16 protein-coding genes and 1 pseudogene are annotated in these 17,441 nt (G+C 62.0%); 7 read left to right on the top strand and 10 right to left on the bottom strand.

The features are described 5' to 3' along the window. Nucleotides 1–567 precede the first annotated feature (567 nt). Entirely contained in the window at nt 568–789 is a 222-nt protein-coding gene (locus tag XI08_RS15560) for a hypothetical protein (RefSeq protein ID WP_080677640.1), read from the bottom strand. Between the two features lie 713 nt (nt 790–1,502). Further along, a complete protein-coding gene (locus tag XI08_RS15565; RefSeq protein ID WP_164935701.1) occupies nt 1,503–1,742 on the bottom strand; it encodes a hypothetical protein in 240 nt (79 codons plus the stop codon). Nucleotides 1,743–2,212: 470 nt separating this feature from the next. Between XI08_RS15565 and XI08_RS15570 the strand changes: the two genes are divergently transcribed. From XI08_RS15570 to XI08_RS46305, 3 genes are all read left to right on the top strand, one after another. After that, nucleotides 2,213–2,977 (top strand): DUF72 domain-containing protein, encoded by a 765-nt coding sequence (locus XI08_RS15570; RefSeq protein WP_271575057.1) that lies wholly within the window; start codon nt 2,213–2,215, stop codon nt 2,975–2,977. 154 nt (nt 2,978–3,131) lie between these two features. Beyond that, nucleotides 3,132–5,675: an excinuclease ABC subunit UvrA gene (uvrA, locus tag XI08_RS15575; RefSeq protein WP_271575058.1), complete on the top strand. Its 2,544-nt coding sequence runs from the start codon at nt 3,132–3,134 to the stop codon at nt 5,673–5,675. Between the two features lie 185 nt (nt 5,676–5,860). After that, nucleotides 5,861–6,016, top strand: a complete 156-nt coding sequence (locus XI08_RS46305) for a hypothetical protein (RefSeq protein ID WP_442869827.1) — start codon at nt 5,861–5,863, stop codon at nt 6,014–6,016. A gap of 320 nt (nt 6,017–6,336) precedes the next feature. Here XI08_RS46305 and mdoH read toward each other — a convergent pair whose 3' ends face one another. The 6 genes from mdoH to XI08_RS15610 form a co-directional block, all read right to left on the bottom strand. Continuing rightward, the gene (gene mdoH, locus XI08_RS15585; RefSeq protein ID WP_271575059.1) at nt 6,337–8,478 is read right to left on the bottom strand and encodes a glucans biosynthesis glucosyltransferase MdoH; all 2,142 of its coding nucleotides are present in this window, start codon (nt 8,476–8,478) and stop codon (nt 6,337–6,339) included. Next, nucleotides 8,466–9,977 carry a glucan biosynthesis protein G gene (locus XI08_RS15590; RefSeq protein ID WP_028150858.1) on the bottom strand — a complete coding sequence of 504 codons (1,512 nt, stop codon included), beginning with the start codon at nt 9,975–9,977 and terminating at the stop codon, nt 8,466–8,468. Before XI08_RS15590 ends, mdoH begins: the two co-directional genes overlap by 13 nt. A 571-nt stretch (nt 9,978–10,548) precedes the next feature. Continuing rightward, nucleotides 10,549–11,022 (bottom strand): hypothetical protein, encoded by a 474-nt coding sequence (locus XI08_RS15595; RefSeq protein WP_211387266.1) that lies wholly within the window; start codon nt 11,020–11,022, stop codon nt 10,549–10,551. A 322-nt stretch (nt 11,023–11,344) separates the two neighbouring features. Then, entirely contained in the window at nt 11,345–11,656 is a 312-nt protein-coding gene (locus XI08_RS15600; protein ID WP_271575060.1) for a hypothetical protein, read from the bottom strand. 25 nt (nt 11,657–11,681) lie between these two features. Continuing rightward, the gene (locus tag XI08_RS15605; protein WP_271575061.1) at nt 11,682–12,773 is read right to left on the bottom strand and encodes a DUF1236 domain-containing protein; all 1,092 of its coding nucleotides are present in this window, start codon (nt 12,771–12,773) and stop codon (nt 11,682–11,684) included. Nucleotides 12,774–12,901: 128 nt separating this feature from the next. Then, nucleotides 12,902–13,735 carry a hypothetical protein gene (locus XI08_RS15610; RefSeq protein ID WP_271575088.1) on the bottom strand — a complete coding sequence of 278 codons (834 nt, stop codon included), beginning with the start codon at nt 13,733–13,735 and terminating at the stop codon, nt 12,902–12,904. On the opposite strand from XI08_RS15610, the gene XI08_RS15615 reads away from it, so the two are divergent. After that, the gene (locus XI08_RS15615) at nt 13,658–13,990 is read left to right on the top strand and encodes a hypothetical protein (RefSeq protein WP_271575086.1); all 333 of its coding nucleotides are present in this window, start codon (nt 13,658–13,660) and stop codon (nt 13,988–13,990) included. The genes XI08_RS15610 and XI08_RS15615 overlap by 78 nt on opposite strands. Here the strand turns inward: XI08_RS15615 and XI08_RS15620 are convergent. Continuing rightward, nucleotides 13,938–14,249, bottom strand: coding sequence for a nuclear transport factor 2 family protein (locus tag XI08_RS15620; protein ID WP_442869826.1), 312 nt, complete (start codon nt 14,247–14,249; stop codon nt 13,938–13,940). The genes XI08_RS15615 and XI08_RS15620 overlap by 53 nt on opposite strands. A 388-nt stretch (nt 14,250–14,637) precedes the next feature. On the opposite strand from XI08_RS15620, the gene XI08_RS15625 reads away from it, so the two are divergent. Then, complete coding sequence (locus XI08_RS15625) at nt 14,638–15,258, top strand: response regulator transcription factor (RefSeq protein WP_271575062.1); 621 nt, start codon at nt 14,638–14,640, stop codon at nt 15,256–15,258. Between the two features lie 12 nt (nt 15,259–15,270). Here the strand turns inward: XI08_RS15625 and XI08_RS15630 are convergent, their stop codons facing one another. Then, nucleotides 15,271–15,498, bottom strand: a complete 228-nt coding sequence (locus tag XI08_RS15630; protein WP_271575063.1) for a hypothetical protein — start codon at nt 15,496–15,498, stop codon at nt 15,271–15,273. A gap of 196 nt (nt 15,499–15,694) precedes the next feature. On the opposite strand from XI08_RS15630, the gene XI08_RS15635 reads away from it, so the two are divergent. Further along, on the top strand, nt 15,695–16,090 hold the full coding sequence (locus XI08_RS15635) for a PRC-barrel domain-containing protein (protein ID WP_028150850.1): 396 nt from the start codon (nt 15,695–15,697) through the stop codon (nt 16,088–16,090). Nucleotides 16,091–16,467: 377 nt separating this feature from the next. Beyond that, nucleotides 16,468–17,432: pseudogene (locus tag XI08_RS15640) on the top strand (AI-2E family transporter). The last annotated feature ends 9 nt before the right edge of the window (nt 17,433–17,441 follow it).

Consider the following 17,441-nt stretch of genomic DNA (forward strand, 5'->3'; position numbering starts at 1 on the left):
TCCGCAAAACTTCCTCGGCTTCGTCCAGCTCGCTTGCCTGCTGATCCTGTTTCGACAATTTTGAGATAGGTTCTAGAACTATCGAGCGACACGTACCACTCGGCGTAGCGTGTGTTCTTCACCCATGCGCCGGTTGAGGTCTGGAGCGCCGTCGTTCCAACATAAGGTCCACGGTCGCCCAGCGCGCGCTTGGCATCGTCGACGGCTCGACGCGCGGCGGATTCCGCATTCGGATCCGACGACGGCCTCGCGTCTCGATCGCTCCGGATCTCGTTCCGCTGAATTGGCGGAGCCCGGTCCTACCCTTCCTTCAACGCCGACTTGACCTCACGCACCGGCCAGCTTTCGCCCCCGCGATCACGCGGACCTTTGCGTCTCCGCCGACCAGCATATGAGAACTCAGATCATCGTCGGCCGGCATGACGACGATTTCCGTCTCGGGCTTCGAGTTCAGCGCCAGATCGAGATCGCCGGGGAAATTCGCCAGCGCGAGCCATCCTCAAGCTCGACGAGGTGGCTCTCGGAGTGCGATCTGATCTTCATGGCGCGGCCCAGAGGTGCCCCGCGCTACTTCTGCCCCGATGGAGCCTGGGCGTTCGAATTATTCGGGTTTTGCTTATTGGCTTCGTGATGTCCGACCGCGCATCCCGCCGCAGCGCCAAGTTTGCCATGGCCCGCCATGTGGCCAGCGACGCCGCCAACGATGGCGCCCTTGATACATCCTTTGGCTTCCGCCGGTGAAGCCAGCGCGAGCACGGACAGGCAGGTGATGGCCAAGATTGTTCTCATGATCGTTCTCCGATTTGGCGACGTTCGGAGAATCAAGTCGCATGGGGGATCGTCGTTCCGCTCGGGCAGCCGATGGTCGCTGGTTGCACGGTTCGCAGCACCGGAACCTCCCATTCGTGCCTCGCTGGGGAAATTCCTGAATCCCGAGATCCGGTTTTCCTCAGGGCGGCGGACTCGGAAGTCGCCACGCGCGCGCGGCAAAAGGCCGGCACAGAGTCTGGGGCTTGGACGGTGGCGCTGCGATCCTCTCCGAGCCGAAGCGGCCCCGTGCGTGCTCCCGAGAAAAAGGGAACCTTAACCCACCGGTCGCAACGTCATCTCAACGCCGACGGGCGAACCACAGTCCCAACACGAAGGCCGTCAGCCCGGACGCTTTCGTCATCGCTGCGGTTTCGCTGGCGTCCATGCCGTCCTCCTACGTCTGACAAAGCAAGCGTCTTGGGACCCACCGGTTCCTGGTCGACTTGCGTTATCCCCGGCGCTTGGTTTCTTTACGGTCGCTTCCACTGCCTGCTTGCCCGGCCCTCGCAAGAGGAGGGGGGTGCGAGCAATCGACCGCGAATAAGAACTGTCGATTGCGGCTCTCGGACGTTGACGGAACGTGCGGCGGTCGAGGCAAGAGACTGGACCGGCCCGCTGCCGCGAGCGTCGGCTGTCATCGTTGTTGAGGAATTTTGAGCGCTCCGCGACTCCGATCGCTTAACGTGCCTAGCCTAGGCAGATAGCCGCACGACATTGGCCGCCACGATCTTGCGATAGTTGTCAATCACGTGACCCGAATGCCCGCCTTGAATGAGAATGTTGCGGGCTTCCGCCATCGCGTTGACCTTTTCGTTCACCATCAGGAACATCTCTTCAGATGTGCCTTTCCCGGCCGCGATAAGCTTCAGGCGCATGTCGATGACCTGCATGGCGTCCATCATCAGCGTCAGGGCGGGATACCAGAAAAGCATTTTAGAACTCCGGGCCCAGATGTTGAGCCGATTGGCCATATGTCCCTAACCAAGCATACGGCAAACCGGCTGTTCCTAAGTCAGGCCTGGCACTCCGGGACGGCATTCTTGGGCGCGAGCTCCGAGCGGCCATCCAGGCACGTGGCCATCATCAGGAACGACACGTGCCCGCTCTCCATTATCGGATGGAGGGAAACGTGGTGTCATCATCGAAAGCCGACCGATTCACGAGCAAGGCGGAGGAATGTCGTCACCTGGCGGCACGGGCCGGAAGCGAAGTGGACAAGAACGCCTGGCTTCGGCTCGCTGAGGAGTGGGAAAGGCTTGCCGAGCATGCGTCTGAGGGACGAGGTATCTTCGACAGGTACGAATAGCTCAGGAATGGTCTGTCAGACATGGAGCACCTTGGTCGCCTATCGTACACTGCTCGGGCTATCGACGATGGGAGGCATCATGTCGCGGCGCTCATCATGAGCGCCGTAGCCGTGCCAGGGAGTGGTGGGCGAGGTCGGGCCAAAGCAGCGCCCGCGCTGCGGATCGGTACGGCCGGGTGGAGCATCGATAAACGCTATGCCGACGGACTTCCAGCACCAGGAAGTAATCTCGAACGCTATGCGCGACGTCTAAACGCCGTCGAGATCAATTCCTCGTTCCGAAGAAGGCACAAACCAAGCACATACGAGCGCTGGGCGAGTTCGCTGCCTGAAGAGTTCAGGTTCTCTGTGAAGCTCCCGGAAGAAATCACTCACGATCGGGGCCTGGTCGGCTGCGATGAAATCCTGAAAATCTTTGCGGCTGAAACTGCGGGCTTGGGATCGAAACTCGGGACGTGGCTCATTCAGCTGCCGCCGAAGCTCGCATTCGACGCGAAGACATTCGACAGCTTCTTCGACTTGGTCAATGGATGCAGCGATGCCATGGTCGCGATCGAGCCGCGGAATGCCACTTGGTTCACTGAGGAAGTCGAAAGCAGATTGATTGAACGACGCATCGCGCGGGTGGCAGCGGATCCCGCTAGGGTGCCGGGCTCCGGAGAGCCTGGTGGTTGGCGCGGTCTGGCCTATTTCCGTTGGCATGGGTCCCCCCGCATGTACTATTCCGACTACGACCGCCAGGCCCTTTTCTCACTGGGGCGGCGTCTCGAAAGCGCTCGCCTTTGGGGAGCCGAGACGTGGTGCATCTTCGACAATACGGCGGCTGGGGCCGCATTGGGAAATGCTCTGGAGCTATCGTAGCTGTGGCGATGTTTCAGAGCCCGGGACCACGCAACCCGTTCCAGAACGACCAAAGAGCCAAATGAATCAACCGACGGGCAAGGAACAGGCTGTTTCGTAGGGACTTTCCCATGTCGGAGCTGCCGCGGCTTTCGCGAGCGCCTAGGGAGGTCGCATGAACAAGCTGGTCAGCTCCGTAGGCAGACGAGACATCGCAGATGGCGGCCTTGTTCGCGTTCGCGGAGCTCGAGAGCATAACCTCAAGGACGTCTCGGTCGAGATTCCTCGCAATGCGCTCGTGGTGTTTACCGGCGTCTCCGGATCCGGAAAGTCGTCCTTGGCTTTCGGGACGCTGTATGCAGAGGCCCAGCGTCGCTACCTCGAGTCAGTCTCCCCGTATGCCCGACGGCTTTTTCACCAGATGGCAGTGCCCGAGGTGGATTCAGTAGAGGGGTTACCACCCGCGGTGGCATTGCAGCAGCAGCGCGGCTCGCCGACCACGAGGTCGTCCGTCGGCAGTGTGACCACGTTGTCCAATCTGCTGCGTATGCTCTACTCGCGCGCCGGCGACTATCCGCGCAAGCAGCCCTTGCTTTATGCGGAGTCGTTCTCGCCGAACACGCCCGAGGGCGCCTGTCCCACCTGCCATGGCATCGGCCGGATCCATGAGGTCAGCGAACGCACGCTTGTGCCCGACGACTCCCTCACCATCCGGGAACGGGCCGTGGCGGCATGGCCGACCGCCTGGCAGGGCCAGAACCTCCGGGACATCCTGGTGACCCTTGGCTACGACGTGGACCGGCCATGGCGCGAGCTTCCGAAGCGGGATCGTGACTGGATCTTGTTCACTGATGAACAGCCGACCGTGCCGGTCTACGCCGGATACACCGCAGCCGAGACGAAGCGGGCTCTGAAGCGCAAGGAGGAGCCGAGCTACCAAGGCACCTTCACGGGAGCCCGAAAATATGTCCTGCAGACCTTCGCCACGACGCAGAGCGCAATGATGAAGCGACGGGTATCGCGGTTTCTTTCGAGCTCGGACTGCCCTGTCTGCAAGGGTAAGCGGTTGAAGCCGGAGGCTCTGTCGGTCACCTTCGCCGGGATGGACATTGCTGACATCTCGCGATTGCCGCTCAAAGGCTTTAACGAACTTCTGCGATCGCATGCGCTCAGTGGGGGCGCCGCCTCCGGCGACCATCCCGAAAAGGTTTTGGTGGTCCGGCGGATCGTCGAGGACATGCTCGCGCGCCTTGACGTATTGCTCGATCTCGGGCTCGGTTATCTGACGTCGGAACGTAGCACACCGACGCTGTCCCCGGGCGAATTGCAAAGGCTGCGCCTGGCGACGCAGGTTCGATCAAATCTGTTCGGTGTCGTGTACGTACTGGACGAGCCTTCGGCTGGTCTGCATCCGGCGGATACCGAGGCGCTGCTGCGCGCGTTGGACCGTCTCAAGGCTGCCGGCAATTCGCTGTTCGTCGTCGAACACGAGCTTGACGTTGTCAGGCGAGCGGACTGGATTGTCGACGTCGGGCCGGGCGCCGGAGAGCACGGCGGCCAGATCCTGTACAGCGGACCGCTGTCGGGCCTCGCCGACGTGAAGGCGTCGCGAACGCGATTATATTTGTTTGGTGAGGCCGAGAAGCGCATCAGAAAAACGCGTTCAGCAGCCAATTGGTTGAAATTGCGGGGAGTGGCCCGTAACAATCTTGATAGCGTCGACGTGGACATTCCCCTTGGCGTGTTCACATGCGTCACTGGAATATCAGGATCGGGAAAATCCAGTCTCATAAGCCAGTTCCTGGTGGACACGATCAGCGACGGCCTGGGCCAGCGCGTGGACGTCATCGACGATGACGACGGTCTCGAAGCCCCGATTGAGACCCTGGGTGGGGAGATCACCGAAGGGTTCGACCAGATCAAGCGTCTCGTCGTTGTCGATCAGAAGCCGATCGGGCGCACGCCCCGGTCGAACCTTGCAACCTACACAGGCCTGCTGGACCACGTCCGCAAGCTCTTTGCATCCACGAAGCAGGCGCGCCTCAGGCACTACGATGCCGGCAGGTTTTCGTTCAACGTCGCGAAAGGGCGATGCGAAACCTGCCAAGGTGAGGGCTTCGTCTGTGTCGAGTTGCTCTTCCTTCCCAGCGTTTATGCGCCTTGCCCGACCTGCAAGGGCGCTCGCTACAACGCCAAGACGCTGGAGATCAAGATTCGCGGCAATTCGATCGCCGACGTGCTTAGAATGACCGTCGACGGAGCGTTTGAGTTCTTCTCCGCCGACGAGTCGTTGCGGCGATCGCTGGGTGTCCTCAGCGAGGTCGGCTTGGGCTATATCCGGCTTGGCCAGTCTGCCACGGAGCTGTCGGGAGGGGAGGCGCAGCGTGTCAAGCTTGCCACCGAACTACAGCGGGCTCAGCGAGGGGGTACGATCTATGTTCTGGACGAGCCGACGACAGGGCTGCATCCGTCGGACGTGGCGAAGCTGATGAAGCAACTTGGCGGGCTCGTTGAGGCTGGAAACACCGTCGTCGTCGTCGAACACGACATGTCTGTCGCCGCGGCCAGTGACTGGATCATCGACATCGGCCCGGGGGCCGGCGACGAGGGCGGCAAGATTGTTGCGGTAGGTACGCCGGAGCAGGTTGCAGCCGAACCTCGAAGTCGAACGGCGCGGTATCTCGCTGATTGCATCGGCGGCTCGCTCGATCGCTCTTGAAAGGGTGTGGGTTCGGGCTTAGAGGTCTTACCTGCCTGCGGCTTCATTTGGTGGAAGAGAAAGCGTGGGCGTGTCCAGCGAACTCCCGCAAGAGCCAATGTGAGCGCGGTATATTGGGCTATCGCCGTGGACCGCGCGGCTTCGAGGTGCTGCTGGTTCACCCTGGCGGTCCATTCTGGCGCAACATGGACGAGGGCGCTTGGTCGATACCGAAAGGAGAGATCGACGGTTCGGCCGAAGAGAGGGCCCATCGCGAATTTGCCGAAGAGCTCGGCCCCGCAACCACGATCGGCTCGCTAGAAGGTCTGGGAGGGGTCCAGCAGCGCGGGGCAAGCGCGTAATCGCCTTTTACGGTGAGGTAGACTTCGATGCGACAACGCTATCGAGCAACACCTCGAGATCGAGTGGCCGCTCAGGAGCGGTCGGCGCCAGTCCTTTCCGGAGATGGACCGCGCTGAATGGCCCGATCTGGAAACTGCGAGGTCGAGGATTCTGTCCGGCCAGGCTGAACTCATTGATAGGCTCGCCGCAGCGTCATGGCGCTCTACTAACTATAGTGTCCGTTGCAGTCCGTTCGACTGGCGACGCCGAGGGCTTCAAGACCATCGCGACCATCCTGGCGCACGCGGCGCGGGTTGGGCCAAGCGCGGCGGCGCTCATCCTAATCTCGGCCACCGGCAGGAAGCTCAAGGATTCTTCTCAACAGCGTCGGATTCTCAAGGACCGCGCGCATTTCCAGCTTGTCGAACCAAGCGAGGACATCGTCCAAACTTTCACATCGCGCGACCTTGGCGGTTGCGGTTGCAAGGGGCACGTCGACGGGCCCAAACCGGCGAGAGCTTGCAGGTGATTGCGAGCCCAAATGCTCGGCCAGCAATTCCGGATCCCGGCTAAGCTGGCGTAGAGCCCCGGCCATTTCGGTGGGCTCAGCTGCGGCGAGCTCGTTCGCGCGGAGCACAACGGCAGGCGGCTCGTTGATCTCCGGCGTGGCAAATACTCCTGGCGCGCTCAATTGCAATGAAGTCATAATGCCCAAAGGGATCGAAAGCAGGAGCCCCAGCACGACCGGCGACATCCAGAGAAGCAGAGGCAAAGAGACGGAATAAGCGCAGACCGATAGGACGAGACCGCAGAGTGTCGGCCCGGCGAGCTTTCGATAGACTTCGCCGCGGGCGAGCTGTCCATCGCCTCGGCGCTGCACTTGCCAACCTGCGTCTCGGCCAGCGAGAATTTCCATGACGGCCTTGGTCTGGAGGATCATCATGCAGGGAGCAAGCAATGCCGCTACGAACGTCTCGCACACGACTCCCGCCAGGGCGCGAAAGCTTCCTGCAAATCCGCGCCGCTCGTCACGATTGCTGATCAGAACCAGATAGGCCAGCAGCTTCGGCAGGATCAGAAGCCCCATGGTCGCGGCAAAGACCCAGGCCGCGAGCACCGGGTCCTGTTGCGGCCAGGTGGGAAACAGACTGAAGCCCTTCGGAAAGTATTCCGGCCGGATGAAGTGTGCCTGCAGTGAAATGAGCAGACCGAGCAACAGGAACAGAAGCCAGAGCGGCGCGGTCACGTAGGAGCCGATGCCGGTGAGCAGATGCAGCCTCGAGACCCAGTGCAGCCCGCGCGCGGGCAGCACCGCGAGATGTTGAAGGTTACCCTGACACCAGCGGCGGTCTCTCCCCGCAAAGTCGAGCAGCGACGGCGGGACTTCTTCGAAGCTGCCGCGAACGGCCGGGGCCATATAGATCGCCCAGCCGGCGCGACGCATCAACGCGGCCTCGACAAAATCATGGCTGAGGATGTGTCCTCCGAAAGGTTTGCGACCGCGGAGTTCGGGCAGTCCGGCCTCCGCGGCGAAGGCCTTGAGCCGGATGATGGCGTTGTGGCCCCAATAGTTGCCGTCGCCATCGTGCCACCAGGCATTGCCCGCCGTGATGAGGGGGCCATACACACGCCCAGCAAATTGCTGCAGCCTGCTGAACAGGGTACGCGCGTTGACGATGACGGGCTGCGTCTGGATCAGCGCGCAAGAGGGGGTGCGTTCCATTGCGTGCACGAGGCGAACGATCGTATCACCCTCCATCAGGCTGTCCGCATCGAGGACGATCATGTGATCATAGGCCGCGCCAAACCTGGTGACCCAGTCGGCGATGTTGCCGGACTTCCGCGCGGTATTGTCGGAGCGGTGCCGGTAGTACAGCTGATCTCCACCGCAGGCGCGGCGTAGCTCGATGAAGGCCATCTCTTCGCTGATCCAGATGTCCGGGTCGGTCGTATCGCTCAGCAAGAACCAGTCGAATTGTTCGCCATATCCGGTCGCGTCGATGGATTCGTACATCGCGCGCAGCCGCGCCATGACATGATGCGGATCCTCGTTATAGGTCGGCAACAGCATCGCGGTGCGCGAGGTGACGTGAGGCAGCGGGCCTGTCGTGTCGATCGGCAGATTGGGCTGCCGGCGCGTCAGCAGCACGAAAAATCCGGCGAGGGCGGACATGAACGAGAATGCGACCCAGGCGAGCAGCACGAGGAACAGACCAAGCAGCAGCGCCTCGAGAAATGTCACACCGCCGACTTTCACCACGTCGTACATGCCGTAGCCGCCCGCAAGCGTCAGCAAGGCCGTCCCGACGAAGATGAAGAGACGGCGAACGATCAAAGTGGCCCCGCGATGGACCGACGATTGCCTGACTTCAGCCGCGCGGCCCAGCCGACACGGCAGCATCGAGAGCTGGCTTTCTTGCGGCAAGAACGGGCGGGTGGGGGCGCTTCGCAGCGGCGCCTGCGACTGCTTCAGGGCGTCCATCGATAGATCCATACTTCCGAGACCGGCGCATCATTCTGCGCCAGGAAGGCACGTAGCTCGATGGACGCCTGCCCCTTGACCGAACATTGGAAGCTCAGACGCCATCCGCCGGTCACGGGATTTGGTTGCGTGACGATGTTGCTGATGTCGGCTTTTTCAGCGGTCACCACCCCTTTGATGGCTTTGGGATCAACGCCTTTGAGGTGGTCGCCCATCAGTTCCAGGACGAACAGCTTGCTGTCGTCTCCCCGGCTGCCGATTCCCGTTCTGGTAAATCGTGCGAGCGCGTCGGCTTTCGGCGCGTCCGTGCCCCAGTGCAATCGATAGGTAAAGATGTGTTCGCTCTTTGCCGTCAGGGGCTGCTTCGGCTGCCAGAGTGCGGCGATATTGTCGTGGACTTCCTCCTTGGTCGGAATCTCGAACAGCTTGACCGCCCCTTCGCCCCAATCGCCGATCGGTTCGAACCAGAGGCTCGGGCGCGTTTCGAAACTGGATTCCAGATCCTGATAAGCGAGATAATTCCTTTCCCGCTGCATGAGGCCGAAGCCGCCCGGATTGACGTCGGCAAAGCTGCTGACCTGCAGATCGTGCGGATTGTTGAGCGGTCGCCAGAGTTGTTCACCTCTGCCGTTGAAGATCGAAAGTCCATCCGAATCGTGGACGGCGGGGCGGAAATCGTCGAAATCCTTTCGATCGTTCGGACCGAAGAAGAACATGCTGGTCATCGGCGCGAGCCCGGCGTGCTCGAGGTCGACCCGCGGATAGAGCGCCATCTCGACGTCGAAAACCGTGGTTTGGCCAGGCCGAATGGTGAAACGGTAGCTTGCGGCCGCGCTCTTGCTGTCGAGCAGCGCGTGGACCACCATCGAGGAGGCATTCGGCGCCGGCTTCTCCAGCCAGAAGGCCTTGAACACCGGGAACTCTTCGCCTTTGCTTTCGCCGGTATCGATCGCGAGCCCCCGCGCCGACAGACCATAGGTCTGTCCTTTCGCAACGGCCCGGAAGTAGCTTGCGCCGAGGAATACGCAAAGTTCGTCGTAATAATCCGGTTTGTTGATCGGGGCGTGCACGCGGAAGCCGGCGAATCCAAGGTCCTTATCCGGCCATTGTCCGAGGCCCTCGCCGAAGGAAAAGTCATCGCGCCGGTACGAGACCGGTGTGACGCTCCTGTCCACCACCTGAAAGATGTCGACCCTGTTCTTGTAAAAGAAGCCGCGGTGGAAAAATTGAACTTCGAATGGCAGCTTTTCTGCGCGCCACAGCGCCTTTTCGGGCGCGAAGCGAATAGACCGGTATTGGTCGTAGTCGAGATTTTTCAGTGCATCCGGCAGCTTCTCGTCCGGAGCCGCGAATGGCTTGGTCGCAAGCGCACGAGCAAGCTCGCGCACATAGGACGGGCTGAACGTGAGGGCGGTTCCGGACTGAGCGTCCGCTGCCCGCGGCAGTACAGCTGCAGCTGAAACAGCTACTGATCCACGAAGAAGTTGTCGGCGATTCACGTTTGCTCCTCCGGTTTCGAAGCGAGGGAGCAACTGCCGCTGTTCCCTGGAGTTCCGTGCGGAAGACCACGATTTGGCCGGCAGAATGGCTGAAATGGGGAATGCTGCGCAATTGCCGTCCTTATCAGCCGAAGAGCGCGCGCAGCCCCGACACGACAGCTGCGGAGGCCGCAAACACACAGCAAGCAACGTCCAACCCGAACGTGCGGTCTCGTTGGCTATCTGACGCACAAGCGTGTGTATCCGCCTCAGCATTCCTCGCCTGCAAGTCGCACGAAATAGGCTATGCCAACGCCCCGTCAACTCCTCGGCCCGGGCATCGAAACATCGTTCGACGCCAACTCGGATTGATCACGAAAGTTTCTACTTTTCCCGATTGACCGAAACGCCTGACGGCGACAGCTGCGACGTTTTGAAGACGCATCCAAAAATGTCTTCGGCGAGCCATTGGCCGGTCTAGGTTCGCCGCCCCGCCCCGGCTGAGCGCGATCCTGATGCAGTTTGCGGTCGTCCCGGTTCGACTTCGGGATGCGGGGCCGGGCATGCCTGCATGATCGAGCTTTGCTTCGGACTACCATCCGCCGAATAATTCGTGACGATCCATCGCCACCCTTGGTTCAGCCGGCTTTCGGAACGCACGATGCAGACGGGAAGCGCGGCGCTCGGCGACGCGACCCATTGGGGTCGTCGCAGGTTTCACGGCCTGACTATCTCGCGGCATCATCGCGAGTGCGTGCCGCGGATCTTCACGCTGCTCGACCTCGGCCGGACCGGAAGCCGTCGCCACGAGCGCGCTCGCCGTGTCGAAGACGATCTTTTCAGGGAGGTTTCGCGCTGAGCGGATCCGGATGATGCTTCGGTCTACGTCGATCGCGGACGAGCGCCCGGCGGGCGCGGGCAGATATCGGTCGGCTGCCAAGAGCAGACCGAAAAGCACGCTGCCGACGAAAACGAAATATCTGACGACCGGCATGACCCCCCGCTGATCGAGCCCGACTTCGAACTCCACGTCACAACGGGAAATTTCGGCAATCGTTCCTTCCATGCGGTGCCCTCGCGGGCAAAGTCCGTTTGACAATCCGGGAAACAGTGGCAATTTTCGCTCAGACCAGTAGCGATGCCGATGCTCGCCGAAGCAGCGCCGCGACAGCCCGTGCGCGGGAAGCCTATACGATGATCAACCCGGCGGCGAAGGATGACGATGTGCGCCACGCGGCACTAACGCGGTCCGGCTAAGAGCGATCGGCCGGGACGGCCGGAGCGCTGAGGCTTTGGCGGTGGAAGGTGTGAAGTTACTAAGCGCCTCGATGTAGGATAAAACGAGAGGAGCCGCCCGAGCGGCAGCCCCTCCGTCGAGGTCTCGTTTATTACCAGCCGCGGGTGCCGAAGCTGAAGCCGATGCTCGGCCCGCTGGAGTAGCCGTAGCCGCGGTCGTAGTAGCCCGGTCCACCGTAGTAGCCGTAGCTGCGGCGCGCGACGTAGGCGTCGTCGTCGTAGTAGCGCTGGACGTAGCGGGGACCGCGCGTCCGGAAGCAACGGCCGTATTCGTCGCAGACCAGGCGGACCTGTTCTACGTTTGCCTTCTCCACGGTGGCCAGCCCGCCGGGGTTGAGCGGCGCGGCCGAAGCAGCAGTCGCGAGCGATGCCACGGCGGCGGCTGCGAACAGAATGGTCTTCATCGTTCTCTCCTCCTATCGGTTGTCGTTAGTCGATTTCTTCGATGACGCGCCGCTCCTGCGGCTCGACGATATAGGTGCGGTTATCGCGGTGGATGTAGCGGTACTCGCGCAGCGTCGGGGCATCGCGATAGACCTCTTCCGGGAAGGCTTCGATCTCGACGCTGTCGGGCACGCGTTCGCCTCTGCGGATCTCAGTCCGCACCGTGCTTCCCGTCGTCGTCGTCCGCCGTTCGGCCGGCGCCGCCCGCACGTGCTTGCGTACGGTCTCACGATCGCGGTCGCTGAAGGTCACCTTGCGCTGCTCGCGTGGTGCCGGCGCGGCCGCCGTCGATCGTCCCGAGTAGGGCATGGTGGCGACGATCTGATAGCTCGAGGGATCGACGATCACGATCTCGTCGCGGACCAGGACGAAGTTGTAGCCCCTGTACTGCGGAACGATTTCGATGACGTCGGCGGGAAGTGGCTGAAGGCGCACGTCGCGCGGAATGGCCGTACCCACCGACACCGAGAAATTGACGTTGGTGAGAGGCTGCACGTTCAGGTGCGACACGGATTCGCTGACGCGGGTCCGCTGCGTGTCGTTGAGTTGGATCGAAACATTGGTCCGATCCGACCCGGTTCGCCCGGCCGCATTCTGCTGGGTGTCCTGCCGCTGCGCGGAGGGGTTCGACGAATTGCCCGGGGCCGGCGTCTGTTGGGCCTGGTTTGTGCCTGTGGACGGCGCCGGATTGGTCGACTGCTGCTGGTTGGCCGTCGGCTGGCCGGACTGGGTCTGGCTGGCCGTAGCCGGCTGCTGAGCGCCCGTCGACGTGTTGGTGCTGACGCCGTTCGTGCCCGTCGAGTTCTGATTGGTGCGGCTGCTGTCGGTGGCGGTGTTTTGCTGCGCCTGAGTAGTCGTCGACGCGGACGGGGTCTGGGTCGAGGCGGACGGAGGCGAGGCCTGCGACTGCGTCGACGTCGTGGTCGAGGGATTGGATGTCGGTGGTGTCGACGTGGATTTTTCGGTCTGCTGCGCCGAGGGGCTCGCGCTCGGGACGTCCTTCGAATTGTTCTGCGCGAAAGCTGCGGTCGAAATCAGAATGGCTGCGGTCGTGGTCATCAACTGGCGTTTGATCATGGTGTGTCTCCAACAAAAAAAGCGCACACCAACCGCACGTCCGGACAATCGTTCCTGAGATCGGGAAAAAGTGGCATTTATCAGGAGGGAACCCTTGGAGCTGTCGGCCGCGGTTGCGGGCGACGTCCCTACTGAGGCGGGATCTCGCCATTCCGGCTCGCTTCCTGCTGCTGAGAAGCCTTGCGATGATGTCGCCTCTCCCGCCCCTCCGCGCGGCGCTCCACTCGCAGTTTCCGGCGCTCCTCGCGCAACTCCCGCCTTGTCTTCGGACGTTCCTCCGTCTGCGCTTCCGATTGAGCCTGCGGCGGAAGCTGCGTCTGCTGCGCCTTCTCCTGAGAGAGGTCGACCGCGAGGACCGGCGTTGGAGCGACGGGCTCGGATGTTGCGGGAAGAGCGACGCGCACTGCGGGCGTGGGCGCGGTCGCCTGATGTTCGATGCGGGCCGGTCGTACCTGCTTCGATGCCGAACTTGCGAACAGCGCGCCGCCTCCGAAACCAACGGCGATGATGGCGATGGCCGTTGCCGCGCCGGCAAGAAAGAATCGCAGCTTGGCTGACATGGGCCCCTCCAGGTTTCGTCCAAGCGAACGCGCAAAGTCGAACAAGGTTGCGGCCCGGATCGGCTGGAAACGGGGCGAGATTGATCGGCTTATTGCGCCGAAGACGTTCGCTTCGCGGCCGCTGCGCGGCGCAACCTCGATGTGTAGCACTGCTTTGACGGTTGCTGACCTCGGGACGTTCTCGACGTGATTTGCCGACACGACTTCACTGTAGGTCGCAAGGGGGGCGGGTAGACCGCGGTGGTCGCCAGCGGCGACGAGCTCGCGAGACGGTCCGCGACCGAGCAGCGACTGTCTCTTCTTGTCCGGGAACTCGAGCATCGGATCAAGAACAGCCTCGCTACCGTTCAGGCGCTGGCGCAAGACCCGCACGGAAGCCGAAGCCGGGATGAAGACCATCAAGGTCTGCTCCTCCAACTAACCACAGCAATTGAAGGAGACGAACATGCCCGTCCTCATTCTGTGGGCCGTGCCGGCCGTCCTTTTCGTCGGCGGCGGCATCTACCTCATCGGTCACATGCACTGATCGCAGCCGTGACGGTGGAGAGGCTCGCCGAAATCGGCGACCTCTCCTCCGTAGCCTGCGTCCTAGACGTCTCGGCAGCTACGCTGCCCTGGAGCCAAGGCCGCCAAGGGGCATGCAGCGCGTCCTGCTGATCCGTCCGACATCGTCGAACCAGAATTTTGTCCGCACGCTGGTGCCGTCGTAATTCCCGTAGTCCAGGATGACGCAATCACCCTCGGGAAGCACCTCGTGGAGCTCGAAGGCCGAGGGCGTCGCGGCCTGCAGCTTGCCGGGCCAATAGCGAAGCAGGCCGCTTCGGCCAACGAAACGTCCGCCGTCGCAGCAATCGAGCGTCGCCCGATCGGCGTAGAGTTCCAAAAGATCCGCCAGGCGTCGCTGGCGGCATGGCATCAAGCCAATCGATTACGATCCCGATGGAATCGAACTCACCCGAACCAGACATGTTCCACCTCGCGCACTTGTCCCCGGTGGCGCGGTTTGCTTAGGCCGGGCGCGTTGAACGCTGCATGAACCGCCGGTTCTGCTCCCCTTTAGGATCTTTCGATCTGCTGGCTCGAGACGGAAGATAGCAACGCTCGTTCGTGCGTCCGTTATCGCGCGAAAGCTCGACTCCGCCACGACGGTCGCTCCCGGAAGGAAGAAATTCGGAGCTTGCAAGACGGTGTCGCTTCGATCTGGCGCCGTCCTTTTATCGGTCGATTTCGAACCATGTACGCCCACGCGACGTTCCTGTCGTACAAATCGAGGAAACTCAGGTGAAGAGTAAGGAAAATCGATCATGCGGGTGCTGATCGTCGACGACCATCCTGTGGTCGTATCGGGGTGCCGCGCCCTGTTCGCATCCGACCCCTCCGTCGAGATCGACGAGGCCTCGGATGCGAAGGCGGGCCATCGCGCTTACCTTCACAAGCACCCCGACGTGACCGTTGTGGACGTCAGGCTCCCCGACCTGACGGGTTTCGAACTGACGCGCCGGATCCGCAAGGACGACCCGGCCGCACGGATTGTTATGCTTAGCGTGAGCGACGATCCGGCCTTCGTGGCGCGCGCCGTCGAAATGGGCATCCAAGGATACGTGTCAAAGAGCGATGATCCCAGGATCCTGGCAAAGGCGATCCGGAAGGTCGCGGCGGGTGAGCGCTTCGTCTCGCCACGCCTCGCCGAAGCGACGACCTTCGCGGGCGCGGCGATCAAGGCCAGCCCCTTGACCCAGATGAGCGCACGCGAGCTCGAAATATTGCGGCTGTTGGGGCGGGGCGACCGGATATCGGAAGTCGCAGCCGAACTCGGGATCTCCTACAAGACGGTCGCAAACATCACCTCGGCGCTCAAGACCAAGCTGGGCGCCAAGAGCCACTCGGACCTCGTCCGGATTGCGGTCGAGATCGACCTGAGCTGACGAAGCCGCGACTCAACTCGTCCCTTCACGAAGCCGTCGGAACGACGAGGCGATCCATGCGCGCACAGCGAGGACCGTCGCCCAAAGCGTCGCGAACCACGGAATGGTCAGCAGCTTCGGCTTGACTATGACGAAGAGCCGTTCGACCAGAACGAGGCTGAGCAGATAGCACGCCGCGATCATGACCGTGCCCGCGATCCAGTGACTTTCGCCGGCAACCGCGACTGCGACCAGTTTCAATGGCTCTACCCGTCGCCGTCGGCACCGCCAACAAAAGCAGCGATTGGTAGGGTCCGAGATTTTCGATCCGTTGTCTGAGGCTCATCAGCAGCTCCCGGCCTACTTCAACGGCGCAACGAACGGCGACGTTCCATCGTCGGAACATTTGCCACTTTATCCCGTTGGATCGGATCATTATGGATCGAGGAGTTCGGGTATGAAGAAAGGTCTCGCAATCGGATGTCTGCTGGCTGCAACGATGGCAACCAGTGCAGTCGCCGCGACCGCTGTGCTGACCGCGGCGCCGACCGAAAGTTGGACGGTGACGAACTACTACAAGCAGGCCGTTTACGACCCTAAGGAGAGCAAAATCGGCGATATCGACGACGTCCTGGTCGACAAGGCGGGCAAGATCACCGGACTGGTGATTGGGGTTGGCGGATTTCTCGGCGCCGGCGAGAAGGATGTCATCGTGCCGTTCACCGCGGTCAAGACCGCCAAAAAGAACGACAAGTGGTGGCTGACCCTCGACGAAACCAAGGACGGCCTGAAGGGCGCCCCTGGTTTCAAGTACGATCGAGCCAGCACGACCTGGGTGCCGGAAAAGAAATAGTCAGTTGGTTCGTCACAGAGAGCGAGCCGGACTTTGAGGCTCGCTCTCCGATCTGGAGGGGTGCCTCGACGCATTGGCGCACTCTGCAACCCTCCGCTTCCACGCCATCTACCGACCCAGGTAATCCGATTCCGGCGAGGCGCTTTCCGCTTCTCGGCGCAACCAGTGATGTAGGGAAACGTGGGACGAGCAAATCCGAGCGTGAGTCGAAAGAAGCCGGACGAATCCGGATCGGTGGATTCCAAGGAGAAGGCCCGGGCGAAACCGGGGCATAAGCCGTTGCCGCTTGGATCGGACGCACGCAAGAATGCGCGCGTCGTGTTCGCTCTGGCGATCGTCGCACTCTCCCTTTGGACCCGGCGGGCTTCCTCTCCGCGTTGATATGGGCAACCATACTGGCCATTGCTCTGTGGCCCCTGTACGTAGCATTCGCAAATCGCGTGATGTCGGGCCCGTCCGGCTGGAGCGCGTTCGCATTCACCTGCTTCGTTGCCGTCATCCTGTTCACGCCGATGGCTCTTGCGATCTATCAGGTCGCACAGCAGAGCGGGGAGATCGCGGCTTGGCTAAAGAAGGCCCGCGAGAGCGGCATCGAGGTGCCGGATTGGATCGCCCGCCTGCCGATTGCGGCGGAGATCGCGCAGCAGTGGTGGCGCGCCAACCTTTCGGATCCGCAGGCGGCGACCGGCTGGTTGAAAGCGATCAGCGCCGATAACGCGTCGGATCTCTTCAATAGTTTGGGAGGCCAGTTGCTGCATCGCATGTTCATGCTGCTCTTTTCCCTGGTCGCGCTCTTCGTCCTGCTCAGCAACGGCCGATCCGTCGCGAGCCGATTCCTGGAAACGAGCGAAAGAATCCTTGGCCATCCCGGCGAAGGCGTGGTCGAGAAAATTGTCGATTCCATCCGCGGCACGGTGAACGGCACCGTCGTGGTCGCGGTCGGCGAAGGGCTGTTGATTGGCGTCGTTATCTCGTTGCGGGCGTGCCGAACGCCGTCATGTTCACCATATTCACCACCGCTTTCGCGATGCTCCCTTTCGGTGCCTGGGCGGCATTTTCTGCGGCGGCGCTGACCTTGATATCGAACGGAAACGAGGCCGCGGCGGCGGGCGTCTTCTGCTGGGGAGCGGTGATCATGCTCGCCGGTGATCATTTTGTATGGCCCGTGCTGGTAGGTGGTTCGGCTCGCTTGCCCTTTCTGTTCGCTTTCGTCGGCATCTTCGGCGGCCTGGCAGCCTTCGGACTCATCGGCCTATTCCTCGGGCCGGTCGTCATGGCGGCCCTGTTGACGGTGTGGCGTGAATGGGTCTTCCGACCCGTCGCGGCGACACAGTTCGACTAGTCGGAGCAG

The organism is Bradyrhizobium sp. CCBAU 11361 (assembly GCF_028128935.1).
Classification (GTDB): domain Bacteria; phylum Pseudomonadota; class Alphaproteobacteria; order Rhizobiales; family Xanthobacteraceae; genus Bradyrhizobium; species Bradyrhizobium niftali.